The 17,340-nt window shown below is 65.1% G+C and carries 20 protein-coding genes and 1 other RNA gene; 11 read left to right on the top strand and 10 right to left on the bottom strand.

Going from position 1 to position 17,340, the window contains the following annotated elements; all coding sequences use genetic code 11:
• Positions 1 to 3: 3 nt before the first annotated feature.
• Positions 4 to 411 (bottom strand): nuclear transport factor 2 family protein, encoded by a 408-nt coding sequence (locus tag ACCQ15_RS18580; RefSeq protein WP_277574791.1) that lies wholly within the window; start codon positions 409 to 411, stop codon positions 4 to 6.
• 56 nt (positions 412 to 467) lie between these two features.
• On the bottom strand, positions 468 to 1,250 hold the full coding sequence (locus tag ACCQ15_RS18575; RefSeq protein ID WP_014091194.1) for an SDR family oxidoreductase: 783 nt from the start codon (positions 1,248 to 1,250) through the stop codon (positions 468 to 470).
• Positions 1,251 to 1,381: 131 nt separating this feature from the next.
• On the opposite strand from ACCQ15_RS18575, the gene ACCQ15_RS18570 reads away from it, so the two are divergent.
• The 3 genes from ACCQ15_RS18570 (at position 1,382) to map (ending at position 3,539) form a co-directional block, all read left to right on the top strand.
• The gene (locus tag ACCQ15_RS18570) at positions 1,382 to 2,305 is read left to right on the top strand and encodes a LysR family transcriptional regulator (RefSeq protein ID WP_127167250.1); all 924 of its coding nucleotides are present in this window, start codon (positions 1,382 to 1,384) and stop codon (positions 2,303 to 2,305) included.
• Between the two features lie 248 nt (positions 2,306 to 2,553).
• Positions 2,554 to 2,766, top strand: a complete 213-nt coding sequence (locus ACCQ15_RS18565; protein ID WP_014091192.1) for a ParD-like family protein — start codon at positions 2,554 to 2,556, stop codon at positions 2,764 to 2,766.
• Entirely contained in the window at positions 2,763 to 3,539 is a 777-nt protein-coding gene (gene map / locus ACCQ15_RS18560; protein ID WP_372380896.1) for a type I methionyl aminopeptidase, read from the top strand. The genes ACCQ15_RS18565 and map overlap by 4 nt, the downstream gene beginning before the upstream one ends.
• 30 nt (positions 3,540 to 3,569) lie before the next feature.
• On the opposite strand, the gene ACCQ15_RS18555 is transcribed toward map, so the two are convergent.
• Positions 3,570 to 4,115 carry a hypothetical protein gene (locus ACCQ15_RS18555; protein ID WP_014091190.1) on the bottom strand — a complete coding sequence of 182 codons (546 nt, stop codon included), beginning with the start codon at positions 4,113 to 4,115 and terminating at the stop codon, positions 3,570 to 3,572.
• A 258-nt stretch (positions 4,116 to 4,373) separates the two neighbouring features.
• Between ACCQ15_RS18555 and ACCQ15_RS18550 the strand changes: the two genes are divergently transcribed.
• Together ACCQ15_RS18550 and ACCQ15_RS18545 are read left to right on the top strand one after the other, a co-directional pair.
• The gene (locus tag ACCQ15_RS18550) at positions 4,374 to 6,131 is read left to right on the top strand and encodes a chloride channel protein (protein WP_031425045.1); all 1,758 of its coding nucleotides are present in this window, start codon (positions 4,374 to 4,376) and stop codon (positions 6,129 to 6,131) included.
• 262 nt (positions 6,132 to 6,393) lie between these two features.
• Positions 6,394 to 7,872: a SulP family inorganic anion transporter gene (locus ACCQ15_RS18545; RefSeq protein ID WP_372380895.1), complete on the top strand. Its 1,479-nt coding sequence runs from the start codon at positions 6,394 to 6,396 to the stop codon at positions 7,870 to 7,872.
• On the opposite strand, the gene ACCQ15_RS18540 is transcribed toward ACCQ15_RS18545, so the two are convergent.
• Positions 7,825 to 8,070 (bottom strand): hypothetical protein, encoded by a 246-nt coding sequence (locus ACCQ15_RS18540; protein WP_057680872.1) that lies wholly within the window; start codon positions 8,068 to 8,070, stop codon positions 7,825 to 7,827. The genes ACCQ15_RS18545 and ACCQ15_RS18540 overlap by 48 nt on opposite strands.
• A gap of 197 nt (positions 8,071 to 8,267) precedes the next feature.
• Here ACCQ15_RS18540 and ACCQ15_RS18535 point away from each other — a divergent pair, with 197 nt between their 5' ends.
• The 3 genes from ACCQ15_RS18535 (at position 8,268) to ACCQ15_RS18525 (ending at position 9,389) form a co-directional block, all read left to right on the top strand.
• Positions 8,268 to 8,450 carry a hypothetical protein gene (locus ACCQ15_RS18535; RefSeq protein ID WP_057680873.1) on the top strand — a complete coding sequence of 61 codons (183 nt, stop codon included), beginning with the start codon at positions 8,268 to 8,270 and terminating at the stop codon, positions 8,448 to 8,450.
• 282 nt (positions 8,451 to 8,732) lie between these two features.
• Positions 8,733 to 8,963 carry a DUF1653 domain-containing protein gene (locus ACCQ15_RS18530; RefSeq protein WP_008577645.1) on the top strand — a complete coding sequence of 77 codons (231 nt, stop codon included), beginning with the start codon at positions 8,733 to 8,735 and terminating at the stop codon, positions 8,961 to 8,963.
• Between the two features lie 54 nt (positions 8,964 to 9,017).
• Complete coding sequence (locus ACCQ15_RS18525; RefSeq protein WP_372380894.1) at positions 9,018 to 9,389, top strand: hypothetical protein; 372 nt, start codon at positions 9,018 to 9,020, stop codon at positions 9,387 to 9,389.
• Between the two features lie 68 nt (positions 9,390 to 9,457).
• Here the strand turns inward: ACCQ15_RS18525 and ACCQ15_RS18520 are convergent, their stop codons facing one another.
• A complete protein-coding gene (locus ACCQ15_RS18520) occupies positions 9,458 to 9,742 on the bottom strand; it encodes a YciI family protein (RefSeq protein ID WP_136733280.1) in 285 nt (94 codons plus the stop codon).
• Positions 9,743 to 9,745: 3 nt separating this feature from the next.
• Entirely contained in the window at positions 9,746 to 10,396 is a 651-nt protein-coding gene (locus ACCQ15_RS18515; RefSeq protein WP_280302291.1) for an FMN-dependent NADH-azoreductase, read from the bottom strand.
• 132 nt (positions 10,397 to 10,528) lie between these two features.
• Here ACCQ15_RS18515 and ACCQ15_RS18510 point away from each other — a divergent pair, with 132 nt between their 5' ends.
• Both ACCQ15_RS18510 and ACCQ15_RS18505 read left to right on the top strand, forming a co-directional pair.
• The gene (locus ACCQ15_RS18510; RefSeq protein WP_014091183.1) at positions 10,529 to 11,455 is read left to right on the top strand and encodes a LysR family transcriptional regulator; all 927 of its coding nucleotides are present in this window, start codon (positions 10,529 to 10,531) and stop codon (positions 11,453 to 11,455) included.
• Between the two features lie 60 nt (positions 11,456 to 11,515).
• Positions 11,516 to 11,592: non-coding RNA, sX9 sRNA (locus ACCQ15_RS18505), on the top strand.
• 51 nt (positions 11,593 to 11,643) lie between these two features.
• On the opposite strand, the gene ACCQ15_RS18500 is transcribed toward ACCQ15_RS18505, so the two are convergent.
• The 3 genes from ACCQ15_RS18500 to ACCQ15_RS18490 form a co-directional block, all read right to left on the bottom strand.
• Positions 11,644 to 12,429, bottom strand: coding sequence for an alpha/beta fold hydrolase (locus ACCQ15_RS18500; RefSeq protein ID WP_372380892.1), 786 nt, complete (start codon positions 12,427 to 12,429; stop codon positions 11,644 to 11,646).
• 292 nt (positions 12,430 to 12,721) lie between these two features.
• Positions 12,722 to 13,459: a DNA/RNA non-specific endonuclease gene (locus ACCQ15_RS18495; RefSeq protein WP_372380891.1), complete on the bottom strand. Its 738-nt coding sequence runs from the start codon at positions 13,457 to 13,459 to the stop codon at positions 12,722 to 12,724.
• A 462-nt stretch (positions 13,460 to 13,921) separates the two neighbouring features.
• Complete coding sequence (locus tag ACCQ15_RS18490; protein ID WP_011348740.1) at positions 13,922 to 14,323, bottom strand: Rid family hydrolase; 402 nt, start codon at positions 14,321 to 14,323, stop codon at positions 13,922 to 13,924.
• A 107-nt stretch (positions 14,324 to 14,430) separates the two neighbouring features.
• On the opposite strand from ACCQ15_RS18490, the gene ACCQ15_RS18485 reads away from it, so the two are divergent.
• Positions 14,431 to 15,375 (top strand): LysR family transcriptional regulator, encoded by a 945-nt coding sequence (locus ACCQ15_RS18485; protein ID WP_031425028.1) that lies wholly within the window; start codon positions 14,431 to 14,433, stop codon positions 15,373 to 15,375.
• 21 nt (positions 15,376 to 15,396) lie between these two features.
• Here ACCQ15_RS18485 and ACCQ15_RS18480 read toward each other — a convergent pair whose 3' ends face one another.
• Entirely contained in the window at positions 15,397 to 17,250 is a 1,854-nt protein-coding gene (locus ACCQ15_RS18480) for a M14 family metallopeptidase (RefSeq protein WP_136733278.1), read from the bottom strand.
• Positions 17,251 to 17,340: the final 90 nt, after the last annotated feature.

The following is a 17,340-nucleotide window of genomic DNA, read 5'->3' as shown; positions in this document are numbered from 1 at the left end:
GGATCAGCGCCGCGCCGCGGCAGCTACCGCAAAGCTGTCTTCAAGCATCAGGAAGTGCGAGATCTCGTTCCCCGTGATGGTGAGCACGATCGTAAACGGCGTCTCGATGAGCTTTCCGCTGGCGGTGATGCGGCTGGCGAGCTCGCCCACGATGACAGCGCGGTCGTTGCTGGCCAGTAGGTCATGCACCTCGAACCGGATGCGCTCCATCAGGGTGCCGGAATCACGCACGAACGCTTCTACCGCGCCGCGCCCGCTGCGTCGCCCAATCCACGGCAGTGCGGATGGATCGCCTGGGATATGCCATCGCAGATCCGCACTGAACATCGCCGCAATCGCCTCAGGCGATGCACCGGAGCCGATCTTTTCAAGGAAGTTTTGCGCAATCGCCAAATTGTTTTGCATGCTCATCTTGTTTGTCTCTGGTGGGCTGGAAGTGCACTCACGGTAGCGCGCTGCACGTATGGTCAGATCTGGGTCAGGCCGCCGTCCACTGTCAGCTCGATGCCGGTGATGTAGGAGGCATCGTCCGATGCCAGGAAGGACATCGCCTTGGCCATCTCATCCGGGCTCGCTGCGCGGCCCAGCGGGGCCTTCAGTTGGATCTCGGCCAGGTAGGCGTCGATGTCTTCGTCGCTCATGCCCAATTCGGATTTATAGGCGGGTGTGACCACGACGCCGGGCGCGATCAGGTTGATGCGAATGTCGCGACCTTTCAGTTCGGATGCCCATGTCCTGACGAAAGAGCGCAGTGCCGCCTTCGTTGCGGCATACACGCCGAAATTGGCGACGCCTTGATTGGCCGCGATGGAGCCCGTCACCACGATGGCGCTGCCGGCGCGCATCAGTGGCAGCGCCTTCTGCACGGTCAGCAGGGTGCCCTTGACGTTGATGTCGAAGTACTTGTCGAAGCCTGCTTCGGTAATGGATTCGATTGGCGCAAATTCGCCGCCGCCTGCGTTGGCAAGCAGCAGGTCCAGTCGTCCATGCGCGGTGGCGATGACGTCCATGACGGCGTCAAGCTCTGCACCAACGGAAATGTCGGCGCGTACCGCCGTGGCGCCATGGCCGATCTCGGCGACCGCCCGGTCCAGTTCCTGCTGCCGGCGGCCGCTGATGACCACCGTTGCGCCCTCCAGCGCCAGCCGCTTTGCGGCGGCCAGGCCGATGCCCGAGCTGCCGCCGGTGACCAGGGCAATCTTCCCGGCGTGTTTGGTGGGGTGGATGTTGGCCAGATCCTGGACGTGCATGGTGTTTGCCTCTTGAGCGGAGTTCCCGCGTTGCAGGCAGTCTATTGACCCTCGCCGCGGCGATAAATGGGCGCATTGTTGATTCTTTATTTCCCTGCGGGAATAATCCGGCGCTCTAGACGGAGCGATCAATGGATCACCTGCAGGCAATCCGCGCCTTTGCGCGCGTTGTGGAAACCGGTGGGTTCAACCGTGCGGCGGAATCGCTGCAGATGCCCAATGCCACACTGAGCAAGTCGATCAGCGCGCTGGAAAAACATCTGGGAGTCACATTGCTTGAACGCAGCACGCGCCGCGTGCGTGTCAGCAACGACGGAGCTGCGTATTACGCGCGCGTGCGGCACCTGCTCACGGAGCTGGACGACGTGGAAGCCACGTTGGGGCGTGCCCAGGGCAGCCCCAAGGGCCGGCTTCGTGTAGATACGGGCGGCTCGACGGCGTGCGGATTGTTGATCCCCGCATTGCCGGAGTTCTGTGCGCGCTATCCGGATATCCAGCTGCAGCTCGGCGTCACCGATCGCACGGTGGATGTCATCGGCGAAAACATCGACTGCGCGATCCGCAGCACGGCGGACGACGGCGCGCTGATATCGCGCAAGATCGGCAGCCTTGCCTGGACCACCTGCGCGAGTCCTGACTATCTCGTACGCTACGGTGTCCCGACCCACCCGGAACAGCTGAAAAGCCTGGCGTTTCCCGTGGTGGGCTACTTCTCCGCGCATAGCGGCAAAGCGCCGCCGCTGCATTTCCTGGACGATGGCGCGCCGCTGGAGATCGTTCCCAACTGCAGCGTGATGGTCAACGAGAGCAACGCGCATCTGGCGACCGGATTGGCCGGGCTCGGGCTGATCCACACGCTCGATTTCATGGTGCGGCCGGCCATCGAACGCGGCGCGCTGGTGCCGGTCCTGCAGGACTGGCGCCCGGCGCCATTGGATGTCTTCATCGCCTATGCGCCCAGCCGACAGTTGAGCACCAAGGTGCGTGTGTTTATCGAGTGGGTGAGCGAGATCTATGCCCGGATCGGGCGGACACATTCGGCGGTCGAGCGCTGACGAGCGCAACCTGTGGGGTTCACGTGATGTGCGGCGTTTGCTTCCGGGCGTTGTGGCATCGCATCGGCCCGGGGCCGATTCGCTTTTGTGCCGTGCTCACCGTACTGCGAGGCTGCCGGGCCTGTCCGACAAGGCACGCAGCACACGCCGGACAGGCATCGCCCTCGACGGCGCCCCTCCCCGGAGCGATTGCGTGCAAATATACGTTTCATATACGATTCGTATATCGACGCAAAACGAGAGCCATCATGGGCATCGTCAATATCGACGACGACCTGCACGACCAACTGCGCCGTGCGTGCACGGTGAGTAGCCGTTCGATCAATGCGCAGGCCAATTTCTGGATCAAGGTCGGCATGCTGTGCGAGATGCATCCGGACACGACGTTTCAGCAGATCGTGGCCGAACAATTGCGCGCGGCGGGCGTACGGCCGCAAGCCTTGAAACCGGGCCGGGCGTGATCAAGTCGCCCGATGAGATCGCGCTGATGGCGGTGTCTGGCCAGCTCCTGGCGCAGGTATTCGATGCGCTGGATCGCTTGCCCCTGGAAGGTCGCAGCACGCTGGAACTCAACGGGTTTGTCGAGCGCATGATTGTCGATGAGCTCGACGCACGGCCTGCGAGCAAGGGGCAGTACGGTTTCGAGTTCGTACTCAACGCATCCATCGACGATGTGGTCTGCCATGGCGTGCCATCGGCAGACGACGTGTTGCGCAGCGGGCAGATCGTCAACCTGGACATTACGCTGGAAAAGAACGGCTATATCGCCGATTCCAGTACCACGTACCTGGTGGGCGAGGTCGCTTACCCGGCACGTCGCCTGGTGCAGGCCACGTATCAGGCGATGTGGAAAGGGATTGCAGCGGTGCGCCCTGGCGCGCGCTTGGGCGATATCGGCCATGCCGTTGCGCGGCACGCGCGTGCGCACGGCTATAGCGTGGTCAAGGAATACTGCGGGCACGGCATCGGCCGTGAGATGCATGAAGACCCGCAAATTCTGCACTACGGCCACGCGGGCACCGGCTTGGAACTGCAGGAAGGCATAGTGTTCACCATCGAGCCGATGATCAACCAGGGCCGTGCGGCGATCCGTTCGCAACCGGATCAGTGGCCGGTGCATACGCGCGATGGCAGGTTGTCGGCGCAGTTCGAACATACCGTGGCGGTGACGCGCACTGGCGTACGTGTGTTGACCTTGCGGCCCGCCGAAGTGCCGCTGTGCGTGGTGGAGTGACGCACCGCAACGCATGGCGTCAGGCGGCTGTCAGTCGGCCTGCACGCGCGGCGTCGCCTCTGGTCGGCGCGGAATCAGCGGGGTGGTGTTGGTGTGCAGAAGCATGCGCACGGCCGCTTCGACACTGATGAAACGGCTGCGTTGCAGCAGATAGGACAGCATGAGAAGCCCCGCGAACATCAGCGTGGCCCCTGGCCTGACGACGGTTGCCGGAACCAGGAACCCAACCACCATCATCACTACGGTCCAGTTGCAGAAACCGCTCACGATGATCTCGCGTTGCCGACGGTCGATCACGATGCGCCCGCGCATGATCATCGGATAGACACCGCCGACGAACAGGAAGGTTTCGCGAAACGCATACACGTCTTCGGACAGGCGATGGAACCGCAAGTCGGGCCAGCGCGATGGCTCGACCGCATTTTCTACCTGCGCCAGCGAAAAGCAGGCCAACGCATCGCGGGTCACCGCAATACGCCGTGTAAACACCGGCAGGCCCCAGCTGAAGTAGGGGCGGTTCCAGGTGATCAGCAAGAGGCCTTCGGTGGCAATCAAGCCCAGCAGCAGGTAGAGCATCGTGCATCCCTGTTCGAGTGGCTCAACGATCGCACGCGCAGGTGCGCCGCGTGCCGGCTCCGATTCTGGCGCCTGAATGCCTGGCCCTGCAATCACGCCTGCGGCGCGGCGCGCGTTTCATCGCCGCGCCAGATTGGCTCAGGTCAGCGGCGCTCATGCACACTAGGCCCCACAGCGGACGCCGGCTCTGCCGGTGCCGATCCCGCAATCACTGGTCCCATGCAGCCACTTTCCCACACCTTGCCGGCCGTGCACGCCATGGCGGCGCAACTCCGCCGGCCGCTGGACGGCTTGCGCAGGCAGCTGCGCGCCAACGATCTCTGGTTCATCGCCTTGGCCGCGCTGGTGGGGCTGATCGCGGCTGGATTGATGGTGCTGCAGGCCGGTATCGCGCATGGCCTGCAGAGCTGGCTGTACGCGCTCGCGCCCGAGCAGCGGCTCAGCACGGCCACCTCGATGACGGCAACGCAGTTGCTGGTGTTGCCGCTGGGCGGCTTGCTGGTTGGTCTGGTGACGCTGATGGCGCGGCGGCGCAAGCGGCCCCTCGTGGATGCGGTGGAAGCCAATGCCTTGCATGGCGGGCGCATGTCGATGCGCGACAACCTGATCGTTGCGGTGCAGACCTTGTTGTCCAACGGCTTCGGTGCGTCGGTGGGACTGGAGGCGACCTACACCCAAATGGGGTCGGGTGCCGGCTCGCAGCTGGGGCGCGTGTTGCGGGTGCGGCGTGCCGACATGCGCACGCTGGTGGGCGCCGGCGCGGCCGGTGCGATTGCCGGCGCCTTCGGCGCGCCGCTGGCCGGTGCGTTCTATGCGTTCGAGATCGTCATCGGTGCCTACACGCCATCGGCATTGGCACCGGTGGCCGCCGCCGCATTGGCTGGCGCGTTCATGGCCAATGCCCTGGGCGCAGCGCCGTACTCGTTGCCTGCTGCGGTGGCCTACCAATTGCAGCCGCGCGACTATGCGGTCTACATCGCGCTGGGCCTGGCGTGCGCGTTGATCGGCATTGCGGTGATGCGCCTGGTCGCCGGCATCGAACGCGGCGTGGGCCGCATCAATCTGCCGGTGTGGGGGCGCCCGGTCATCGGTGGGTTGCTGCTGATTCCGCTGGCGCTGTATTCGCCGCAGGTGCTGTCCTCGGGGCATGGCGCATTGCATCTGGACCTGACCAGCAGCAGTACCTTGCAGGTGCTCGCCATCCTGCTGGTGCTCAAGTGCATTGCGTCGGGAATTTCGCTGGGTTTCGGCTTCCGCGGCGGTCTGTTCTTCGCATCGTTGTTCATGGGCTCGCTGGTGGGCAGCCTGTTCGCGGTGAGCCTGAACCTGTTGCTGGGCGCTGCGGTGGTGGACACCACCAGTGCATCGCTGGTGGGCATGGCTGCATTGGCGGCGGCCATCGTTGGCGCGCCGATGACCATGGCCATGTTGATCCTGGAAGGCACGCACGATTTCGTGCTGGCCAGCGCAGTGATGGCGGCGGTGCTGGTGGCCAATACCGTGGTGCGGCAGGTGTTCGGTTATTCGTTCTCCACCTGGCGGCTGCATCTGCGTGGCGAAAACATCCGCAGTGCGCGCGATGTGGGCTGGGTGCGCAATCTGTCGGCTGGCAAGATGATGCGCAAGGATGCCAACCACACCGCGCACGACATCAGCGTGGCCGAATTCCGCCGGCGGTTCCCGTTGGGCTCCACGCAACGCGTGGTGCTGGAAGATGCAGACGGACACTATGCCGGCGTGGTGCCGCTGGCCGTGCTGTACGCCGACAATGTGCAGCTGGACGCCCCGGTCGGCGACTATGCCAAGCACCGCGATGCGGCGCTGCTGGCCGACACCGACATCGTGGCGATCATGAAGGTCTTCGATACGACACAGGCCGATGAGTTGGCCGTGATCGACAGCGATCGCAAGGTACTGGGCGTGCTGTCGGAGGGATTCGTGCGCAAGCGCTACGCCGAAGAACTGGAAAAACGCGAGCGCGAACTGATGGGCGAACGCGTGGCTAGCGACGACTGAGCCGCGTGCTGTCAGCAACGGCTGCGCGCATGCGTGCGCATCGTTGATCTGTGTCTGATGTTCGATGCGCAGACACAGGCGCAGCGTCGGGTTGTTCGGGCTAGCCTGAGCGCGTTAGTATCGCCACTGCTCAAGAACGATCTCCTTGGACACATGACACCACCCTGACCTCAGGCCTTACGCGCTCGCAGTTGCTGCGAAGGTCCAGGTGTTTGACGTGCATGTAATGCGCCGTGTGGTTGCCGGCGCAAGGAGTCGTTCAATGTCCAGAAGTTTCCCGTTGCGCCAGCAATGGCTCGGCAACGTGCGTGGCGATGTGCTCGCCGGCATCGTGGTCGCGCTTGCGCTGATTCCCGAAGCCATCGCGTTTTCGATCATTGCCGGCGTTGATCCCAAGGTTGGGCTCTACGCGGCGTTCTGTCTTGCAGTGGTGACTTCGATCGCCGGTGGTCGGCCAGGCATGATTTCTGCCGCCACCGGTGCCATGGCGTTGTTGATGGTGGATGTGGTCAAGGACCATGGGGTGCAGTACCTGCTGGCGGCGACCGTGCTGGCGGGCGTGCTGCAGCTGATTGCAGCCGCATTGCGTCTGGGCGCATTGATGCGTTTTGTCTCGCGCTCGGTGATCACCGGCTTCGTCAACGCATTGGCAATTCTGATCTTCCTGGCACAGCTGCCGGAGTTGGTCGGCATGCCATGGCCGGTGTATGCGGTGTGTGCAGCGGCATTGGTCATCATCTATCTGCTCCCGCGCGTCACCACGGCGATTCCTTCGCCGCTGGTCGCAATTGTGGTGTTGACGGCGGCATGCGCGTACTGGCACCTCGATCTCCGGCACGTGGGCGACATGGGCCACCTGCCTGATAGCCTGCCGGTATTTTTGCTGCCGGACGTGCCGCTGACATGGGACAGCGTGCGCATCCTGCTGCCGGTATCGACGACGCTGGCGGTGGTCGGCTTGCTGGAGTCGTTGATGACGGCGCAGATTGTCGAAGACCTGACCGATACCCCATCGCAGCGCAACCGCGAATGCGCAGGTCAAGGACTGGCGAACATGGTGGCGGGCTGCTTCGGTGGCATGGCTGGCTGCGCGATGATCGGGCAGTCGGTCATCAATGTGCGCTCGGGCGGACGTGGGCGCTTGTCGTGCCTGGTGGCCGGCGTCGTCCTGCTGCTGATGGTGGTCTATGGCGCGGCCTGGGTGCGCCAGATTCCGATGGCGGCACTGGTGGCGGTGATGATCATGGTCAGCATCGGCACCTTCAACTGGGGATCGCTGCGCGATCTGCGCAGGCACCCGGCAAGTTCGTCGGTGGTGATGTTGGGCACCGTCGTGGTCACGGTCTGGACGCACGATCTGGCGCGCGGCGTGTTGGTCGGCGTCCTGCTGTCGGCACTGTTCTTCGCGCGCAAGGTCGGGCGGATGCTGCAGGTGCAGGCCAGCGATGGCGACGATGGGGTGCGCGTGTATGCGGTGCGCGGCCAGGTGTTCTTCGCATCGGCCGGGCAATTCGTCGCCAGCTTCAATTTCCTCGGCACGCCGCCGAAGGTGCTGATCGATCTGAGCCACGCGCATTTCTGGGACATCAGTGCGGTGGCGGCGCTGGATCGGGTGGTGTTCAAATTGCGCGCGCACGGCGCCGAGGTCGAGGTGGCTGGCGCGAATCAGGCCAGCGACGCGCTGATCGACACCCTAGGAACCCATCGGCGCGATGGCGCGCGGCTGCAGCTCGGTCACTGAGCTGGGCTGCTCGTGCCCAACCAGCGCGGCTGTCGGCGAGGCCGATTGGGGTGCATGCGCGTCCAGCAACGCGGACAGGCGACGGTGGCAATCGCGGAAGGCCAGTGCAGAGGCCGGCATGTCGCAGGCGTCGAAGGTGCGTGCCTCGGCCTTCCAGGAGGCGAGCAGGTCTTCCAGATCGCAGATCAAGCTCGGCATGGTGTTTCCTCGGTAGGCGTCCTGCTGTCTACGGGGAGAGGCGATACGCGGATGCAGGCCGGCGCGGGGCGACCCTGCGCGGAGCCACAATGGTTCAGATACTGCGATGAACGGCGCATTTTTTGGGTGCGGCACACGTGCGCATCACAGGGCCGGGAGGAGGGTGGGCAGGCGGTCTTCTGCCGCGGGAGCTGACCATGAGCAACAACCAGAACGCCAACCGGGGTATCGACGACCCGACGCCACCCAATGGCGTCAAGGCGCCGGGCAAGAACGAGGATTTGCTGCAGGACGGGCCTGCGCAGGACAGCGAAATCGATGACGACGACAGCATCGAGGACGAACTGGATGAGGACGAAGAGGACGAAGAGGACACCTGAGGTTGCTTCTGCGGGACGCACGCGATTGCGGCGACCCCCGACGGCGCACGACAGGCCCCGATGCTGTCGACGGCGCGAGGTGCCATGGCCGCCGCTGCAGTGGCGGCCGGTGCGCCTCTTTCAAGGCAGGCGCCAGCGACACGGCGGACCCGGCCTGCCGAGAATGCAAGGAGTGTGGATGTCCGTCATCGACCGCCGGCGTGCAGCGTCAACACAAGCCGGCTCGCCACACATTGCGTGCGGTCCTAAACTCCAGGGCCTTTCGATCGCGTTGATACCGCCATGGACACCCTGCCGCCGTTACCTTCCATCGCACTGGGCGAGTACCGTCATTTCAAAGGCGGCCGCTATGAGGTGCTCGGTGTGGTGCGCAGCAGCGAAACCCTGGAGCCGCTGGTGCTGTATCGGCCACTGGAGCGCGATATCGGGTTGTGGGTGCGCCCGTATGCGATGTTCGTCGAGCAGGTCGAGGTGGACGGTGTCGCCCGCGCTCGCTTCGAACGCGTGGAGTGAGCGCCGCACGCACTGCCGCGATGCGGCAACCGTACGCCTGGCCTTGAGCGCGCGATGACTGCCGCGACCACGCCCCTCACGACGCCCGACGGCCGTTACCTCATCGTGCGAGAGCGCCTGTGGCGCACCAGCAACCCGCACCTGAGCGAAGAGGTGCGTGCCGCGTTGGTCAGTGCACTCATGGAGGCGCGACGCGCGGTCAAGGCCGCCAAGCGCGACGACGATGCACAACGCCTGTTGGCCGCGCGCGGTGCGGTCGATGCAGCCAAGGGCGCCTTGGGTGAACGCGGCGCGGTGTGGTGGACCGATGGTGCCAAGGATTTCAACCGGCATCTGGTCAAGAACACCCCGTACGCTGCGTGGTTTGCGGCAAGCGGCCCCGCGCCCCGGCCTGCAAGCGTCGACACGCCTGCAGGTCTCGATTGACAACGACGCCTGTGTCGCTACGACGAATGCCCTGACCGCGGCGTCGCATTCCACCGGCATGGTCTCGTTCAACCGGGCAAAAACCCTTTGGCGCGCAGTGCTGGCTCGAAACGGCGTATGCCGACATCCACCAATTGATGCAGCACGAACGGGTCGTGCGCCACAACCCGATCCAATGCCGACGCATCGGTGTGGTGGGCTAGCACGATGCCGCCAAGACCATCGGCCGATGGGCCGGCCGCGAGGAACAGCCCAGTGTCGATGTGCTCCCGCAACCACTGCTTGTGGGCGTCCAGATGTGCGGCCAGTGCCGGCGGGGCGACGCGATAGGTGAGGGTGATGAGATGCAACATGGCTCAGGCCTCCACGCGCGCGCGCGCGACCCCGCGCCCGACACTGCGCACGACATCGGCAATGGAGGCCTGCGCACTGATCAATGCGGCCGCGGCCGGCTCCGGACCACGCGACTGATTTTCCGCGCGCACGAAGTGCACCTCGCGCACGCCCAGAAAGCCGAACGTTGCGGTCAGATACGCCTCCTGAAAATCCAGTGAGGCCATCGGCCCTTGCGTGTACATGCCCCCGCGCGAGGACGCCACGATCAGCTGCTTGCCGCCGGCCAGGCCTTCGGGTCCGTTAGCGGTATAACGAAACGTACGGCCGGGCTGGGCGATGCGATCGATCCAGGCCTTGAGTTGGGTCGGCACCGAAAAGTTGTACATCGGCGCGCCGATCACCACGATGTCGCTGGCGAGGAATTCGTCCACCAGTTGCTCGGACAATGCATGTTCGGCCACCAATGCCGCGTCGCTGGCTGGTTGCGGCAGCGGGCGGAAGCCGGCAGCAATCGCGCCGGAAAGGTGCGCGATGGGAACCGCGGCAAGGTCGCGATAGGTGGCGTGTAGATCGTCAATCGCTGCGTGCAGGTCCTGCACCACCTGGGCGGTGAGCTGGCGGGAGACCGACGTGTCGGTCAGGATGCTGGAATCGAGATGGAGCAAGCGCATGGTGGGCTCGTGTGCTGTGGTCGGTGGCGGCACTCTACGAAGCGCCCTCGGGCGCAGGTAGGCCGCTGGCGGATGACAAACTGTCCTGCCTGGCAGGACAATGACGGCCTCCTTGCGTGGGGTTGGATTCAGATGGAAGACCTCAACGACTTCGCGCTGCTGGTGGCAGTGGTCGACCACGGCAGCTTCTCGGCGGCCGGTCGCGCGTTGGGGTTTCCCCGCTCCAAGGTCAGTCGGCGGGTGGCAGATCTGGAGCAACGCCTGGGCGTGCGGCTGTTGCAGCGTTCAACCCGTGCGGTCAGCCTCACCGAGGTCGGTGCCGAGTTCTATACGCACTGCAAATCCATCACCCGCTCGGCGCAATGGGCGCTGGATGTGGCCGAGCGCGCCACGCAGCATCCCTCCGGCCGGATCCGCGTGAGCTGCCCGACCGGTGTGGCGCATCTGTTTCTGGCCGAGCTCTTGCCGCGGTTTTTGTTGGCGCATCCGGATGTGCAGGTCGATCTGGAGCTGACCAGTCGACGGGTGGAACTGATTGCCGAAGGCATCGACGTGGCGATACGGGTGCGTTCGAGCCTGGACGATTCCGGCTTGATCCTGCGCTCGTTCGGCGTCAGCCGGCAGGCGTTGGTGGCAAGCCCCGGGTTCGTGCACGCGCATGGGCCGTTCGCCTCTGCCGCGGCACTGCATGAGGTACTGGGAATGGGCCCGCGTGGCGTCAATGGCGAGCCGCCCCGGTGGCGGCTCACCAGCCCGCAAGGCACCAGCGAACTGGTGGACTACCGTTCGCGCCTGTTCACCGAGGATGTCGAGCTGCTGCACCACGCGGCGCTGGCCGGCATGGGCGTGGCGCAGTTGCCGCTGGCCCTGTGCAGGGGCAGCATCGCCCGCGGCGAACTGGTGGTGCTATTGGGCGACCACACGTTGCCGGTGCATCAACTACACGCCGTGTATCCCTCGCGTCGCGGACTGGCGCCGGGCGTGCGCGCCTTGATCGAGTTCCTGGTCGACGTCCTGCCTGCGGTGCTGGAGAGCGCCGAACACGAGGTATCAGGCTAAGCGCAGCGGACAAAACGACTGCGCAGCGCCAGGCGGGCGCGGCCGCTGCCGGGCATCGGCATATACCACGCGTACACGGCGGTTCTGAGCGCGCCGTCCGCACCCGCCGGACGACTGCTCGCTACGTTTTGTTAGCCGACCTGAGCGCATGCAAGGGCCGCCGCGACACGCCAGGTTCGTGTTGGTGCTCACCGCGATGACGTACCGATGGTACGCGCGGCACGTGCGATGAACTCGGCCACCTTGGCGGGCTGCGCAACCAGCGAAAGATGGCTGGATGCGATGGTGGTACTGGTGGCACCGATCTGCTTGGCGATGGCGCGCTGCACATCCGGACGCAACGCATTGTCGTTGTCGGTGATCAGGTACCACGTCGGTTTGCGATGCCACGCGGCCTGCGAAACCGCGTCGCCGAACGCGGCAGCGGTCATCGGCTGCTGGACGGCGGCAAGCTGCCGGACCTTGGCCAGCGGCACATCGGCGGCCATCACGTGCTGGTAGGTCGCCGCGTCGTCGAGCCAGACCAGGCCCTGCGCATCCGGCTGCAAACCTTCCATCGGCGCTTTCAGGCGTGCCAGCAGCGTGCCGACCGACTCGCCGGTATCGGGTACCAGGGCCGACAGATAGACGATGCCCTTGACGTTGTCGGCGTTGCCCGATTCGGTCACCACCGCGCCGCCCCAGGAGTGCCCGACCAGCAGCACGTCGCCAGGTTGTCGCTCCAGCACGCGGCGGGTCGCAGCGACGTCGTCGGCCAGCGAGGTGAGCGGATTCTGCACTGCAGTGACGTGATAGCCCTGGCGCTGTAACGCCTCGATCACGCCAGACCAGCTGGAGCCATCGGCAAATGCGCCATGCACCAGCACGATGGTAGGCAGGCTCTGCACTGGTGCGGCGGTTGTCGGGCTGGCAGCGAAGATCGACAGGGCGCTCAGCAAGGCGAGGCCGGCGTTGGCAGACAAGGGGGATGGCATGAGCGTGATCGCAAGAGGGGAGCGAGAGTGCGATCAAGCATATGTCGGCCGTTGGCCGTCAAAACAGCGCAGACCTCGCCAATAAATGTGGCAGCGCTGACACACCTGACACATGGCTGGCGCCCGCGGGACCGCAGTCCATTCCACCGGCACGCCGGCTCTGCGATGGAGATGTCGAGCCGCGCGCAGGCTGTCACGCAGGCGGCGCGGCGCCACGCAGCCAGTGCCCGCCGCGCCGTGACCCAACCCGGCACAGGCCGGGCTGGGCGACATGCCGTGGATGCAGCGCGACTCAACCCAGATCGCAATTGCTCGGCTGCGGCCAGGTGGTGGACGGCAGCATGGCTTTGACAGCCGCTGGTGCGCTGATGCCGATGGTGCTGGCGCCGTAGAGGTCTTCGAGTTCGTCGATGCTGACGATATAGCTGTCCAACGCACCCAGGTTGGCGCTATTGGGAATCAGCCAGCTGATGGCGCGCGAACCGCCGCCCGGGTTGGCGGTGATGATGGTCTTCCAGAAGAAATCCGGCGTGCGGATGCCGTGGCTGCTGAGGAAGTAATCGTTGCTGGTGTCGCTGTAGATCACGCCGCCGTAAACCTGCACGCTGGCGATATCGCGATAGCACTCGGCCACGTTCTCTGCCTGTACCCAGATGCCCTGATTGAAGCTGGCCACCTGCGGCACGATGTTGCTCATGAGGTTGGCGCGGCGGATGTAGGTCGCGTTGTAGTCCATGTGGTTGGAGGTCACCAGATGGCCGCGGTCATAGCCGGAACGCACGCTGGCATACGAGGCCGTGGAGGTCTGGCCGGCACAGCCGCTGGGCAATTCGGTATCCAGATTGAAGCTGGACGGGCGTGCAGCCGAGCCTGTGTCGGCCTGCAGCACGTATTCGTAGCGCAGTGCGGCGCGGTTGGTGCAGTCGTACGTCAGCGTATAGCCGCCCTTGTTGAGGGTCACCACCTGCGCCTGTGCGGCGGCGCTGAAGGTGGTGAGAAGCAGAACGACGAAAAAGGTCTTCAAGCGCATGGAAGTCAATCTCCTTGAAATCATCGGACGCACGAAGCCGCCGCCGCGATGCGTCAGCACATCGACGTTGGACAACGCGCCAGGGAAACAGAGGGCTCGCGGCATGGCGAGCGCTACAGCTATCGCATACGAATGTTGCTTGTTGGTGACTTGGACCCGAGCAGCGTGCGGTCGCCCAGATCTTGTTTCGGCGTGTAGCCAGACGCTTGGCATTCGGTCTGGAGGCGATGCCGTTGATGAGGCTGATGCTCTCGGCGATCTTCTTCGCTGATGTTTGGAGATCTGACAGGGGTGCGATGGGCACGTTGCGCGGCGTGGACACAGGCAACGCCACGCGCTGGCGAGCCAGGCGTGGCCGATCGAATGCGAGACGCGCGCCTGCGCGCGCTGGTTGAGTTACGCAGGCGCAGATCTGCTGCAGATGGGATGGCGCGATGACTACCGCGCAGGCAATGGGAGGTGTTATGCAGCCTTCGCCGGCAGCTTGACCACCACCTTGATCTCAAACTGGAAGCCGGCCAGCCAGGTCACGCCGACCGCGGTGACGGTGGGGTAGGGGGCCGGGCCCCAGTAGCTGACCCACTTGTCCCACATTGCCTCGAACACCACCTCGGGGTTGACCATGAACAAGGTGACGTCGACCACATCCTGCGAAGTGCAGCCGGCCGCGGCAAGGACGGCATCCAGGTTGACGAAGGCGCGGGCAATTTCCGCGTCCAGCTCGGGCTCGGGCGAGCCGTCCTCGCGGCTGCCGACCTGGCCGGCGACAAACAGCAGGTCATCGGCGCGTACCGCCGGCGAGTAATGGTGGCGCTCGTACAGGGCGTGGCGCCCCTGCGGGAAAACGACGTCGCGTGTGGCCATGTGGCTCTCCATCGAAGTGCATCAGAACGAAGGCACACGTTAGGCGGGTCTGCAGTTGCGATAAATCGGCAGCATCGACCAACACTGTTTGTAGAATCCAAACAATCTTGGCCGCGGGAGCAGTGGTGGATCGATTCGATGCAATGCAGGCGTTTGCGCGCGTGGTCGAGACCGGCAGTTTCACCAAGGCGGCCGAACACTTGGACATGAGCCGCGCCAGCGTGACCCAGCTGGTGCAGCAACTGGAAGCGCGCCTGCGGGTGAAGCTGCTCAATCGCACCACGCGCCGGGTGCAGGTCACTGCCGATGGCGCGGCCTATTACGAGCGCGTGCTGCGCCTGCTGGCAGACCTGGACGATGCCGAAACCAGCCTGTCGGTTGCAGCCAGCTTGCCACGCGGGCGCCTGCGCGTGGACGTGCCCAGCCCATTGGCGCGGCTGATCCTGATGCCGGCGTTGCCGGCATTCCATGCGCGTTATCCGGAGATCCAGCTGGACATGGGCGTGAGCGACCGCCGGGTGGATCTGATCGGCGAAAACGTCGATTGCGTGATACGCGGCGGCACCATCACCGACCAGTCGCTGATCGCGCGTCACGTGGGCGACCTGCAGGCCGGCGTGTACGCAGCGCCCGATTACCTGCAGCGGCTGGGCACCCCGACGCATCCAACCGAGCTGGAAAATACACGGCATCGTTGCGTCGGCTTCATGCGCTGGGGCAGCAGCACAACCGTGCCGTATGTGATGCAACGCGGCGACGAGGCGGTGCGCGTGCATGGCCGCCACGTGGTGGCCGCCGACGATGGCAATGCCTATCTGGCCGCCGGCCTGGCCGGCATGGGTGTGCTGTGGCTGCCGGTGTACATGGCCAACGCGCATGTCGCCAGCGGCGAACTGGTGCCGATCTTTCAGGACTGGCAGCTGGAAGCGATGCCGCTGTCGATCGCCTTCCCACCCAACCGCCATGTCAGCGCCAAGCTGCGTGTGTTCATCGATTGGGTGATTGCGCTGATGGCCGAGCATGCGCCAGTGATGGCGCCCGCACCGCGGTGAGCGCCACAGGGATGCGCGGCGCTATTGCCTCACTTCGCGCCGCACCGGATACCGCCAGCCGCTGATCGCTGCATAGGGCGAACGTGCATAGACCCACTGCAGGCGCGCATCGCCATCGGCGCGGAACGCCGCATCGTTGGCCAGTTTTTGCTCGAACGCGCTACGTAACGCGGCATCGCTGCGCAACACGCGTTCGCTGAATTCAACCAGCTCGGTGGCATACAGCCCGCTGTCGGGGCTGCCGGCATGGCGGAAACGTCCGCTGGCCAGCAGCGAATCGCTGCTGCGCGGTTCCAGCAAGGCGGCGGCCAACATGCGCATCGGTTGATCGGCCGGCACGCGGACGCTGCCGGCGGGAAAGACTTCTTCGACGTCGTGGGTGTGCGGAACCTGATCGCCGCCGGTCTTGCTGATGCGTATCTGCTGCACCGCGCGCCGGGCCGGCTGTTGCAGACGGTCGTAGCCGATGCCATGCGCATCGAGCAAGGCGAGCACATCGTCGTTGCCGGGCGGAATCCACCACGCCACCGGGTACTGCACCGCCTGCGTCTGCCGGTAGCCGATCACCGGCATCGTCCAGGTTTCGTCGCGGCCTTCCCAGCGCAATTCCGGCCGGCCGGACACCGGCGACAGGGCGCGGGTGTAGGTCACGCCCTTGAACGGAATATGGTCGATCGGCTGCGGCAGGCGTTCCCACGCCACCATCAATTCCTGCGGGCGCGCCGCGCGATCGGCACGCTTGGCGGCATCGATGGCGTGTGCATCGCGGCCGACCACGCGCAGGGCTTCTTCCAGCAGCACGTAATCGCCGAGCACGCGTTGCCGGTATGACTTCAGGCGGTGGTTTTCCACCAGCACGGTGGGGATGCCGGCGAAGTCGCCATAGCCGGTGGAATAACGCGGGCCTTCGGGCGAATAGCGCAAGCCCGAGCGCGGCGCGTCTTCGTCGATCAGGCTGGGGTAGATCGCAGGTTCATGACCCTGGCGGCGCAGTGCGGCGTCGACGGCTGGCGTGAAGCGCTGCTGCAGCCAACCGGCCGTGGCGCGCGAGCGCGCGTAGGTGCCCCAGCCGGCGAAGGTGAAGGTGATGTCGTACTGATGATCGAGCCCACCGCTGACATGCAGGTCGATATACAAGGCGGGGTCGAGCGTGTGCAGCAGCCTGACGATCGCGCGCGTCTCCGGCGCTTCTAGGTTGAGATAGTCGCGATTGAGGTTGATGCCGCGCGTGGTGGTATTCCAGCCCATCTGCTGCGGGCCGCGCAATGCGGCGCCGATGAGCGGGCCGCGTTGTTCGTGCCCATCGCTGTTGAGGATGGGCACGAATACGAAATCGACCTCGTCCAGCAGATCGTCCTTGCCGCGTTGTGCAATATCGCGCAGCAGCATCAGGCCGGCGTCCTTGCCATCGATCTCGCCGCCATGGATGCCGGCCTGTGCCAGCACGACCGGTTTGCCGGGCTTGCCCTTGCGCGCGCGTACCAGCAGCAGATCGCGTCCTTCGCCGGTCTTGCCGAACACCTCCAGCGACAGCAGCGGCGAAGCAGCAACCAGCCGTTGCAGCCACGCACGCGTTTGCGCGTAGCTGGGCGTGCTGACAAAGTCGCTACGCTCGGCCGGCGTCATCCACGGATCGTCCGGTGCCACGATCAATGCTTCGCTGGCACCGTGCCATGCGCGGACCGGCGGCAACGGGGCGCTGGTATCGATGGTCTGCGCGTTGAGCTGTGCGGCAGCGAACAATGCGATGGCCAGCCCGTTGGCGAGGCGTCGGGTGCTGCGCGCGGTGTTGCAGGCCTTGGCGTCAGCGGGAGCGTGGCGGTCGAAGTCATGGAAAGCATCGGGCGAATGACAGCTGCGCGTTTCGAAGGTCATTGGGGTGTGAGGGTCTCGAGTGGTGGGCGACGGTGTCTGCTTGTGCGAGTCAGCCGTGTCGGCGCAGGCGCCTGGCTGGACGTTCGCGCC

The sequence above is a fragment of the Xanthomonas sp. NCPPB 1754 genome (assembly GCF_041475725.2).
GTDB lineage: Bacteria > Pseudomonadota > Gammaproteobacteria > Xanthomonadales > Xanthomonadaceae > Xanthomonas > Xanthomonas euvesicatoria.
This window is presented reverse-complemented; position numbering and strand designations above follow the sequence as displayed.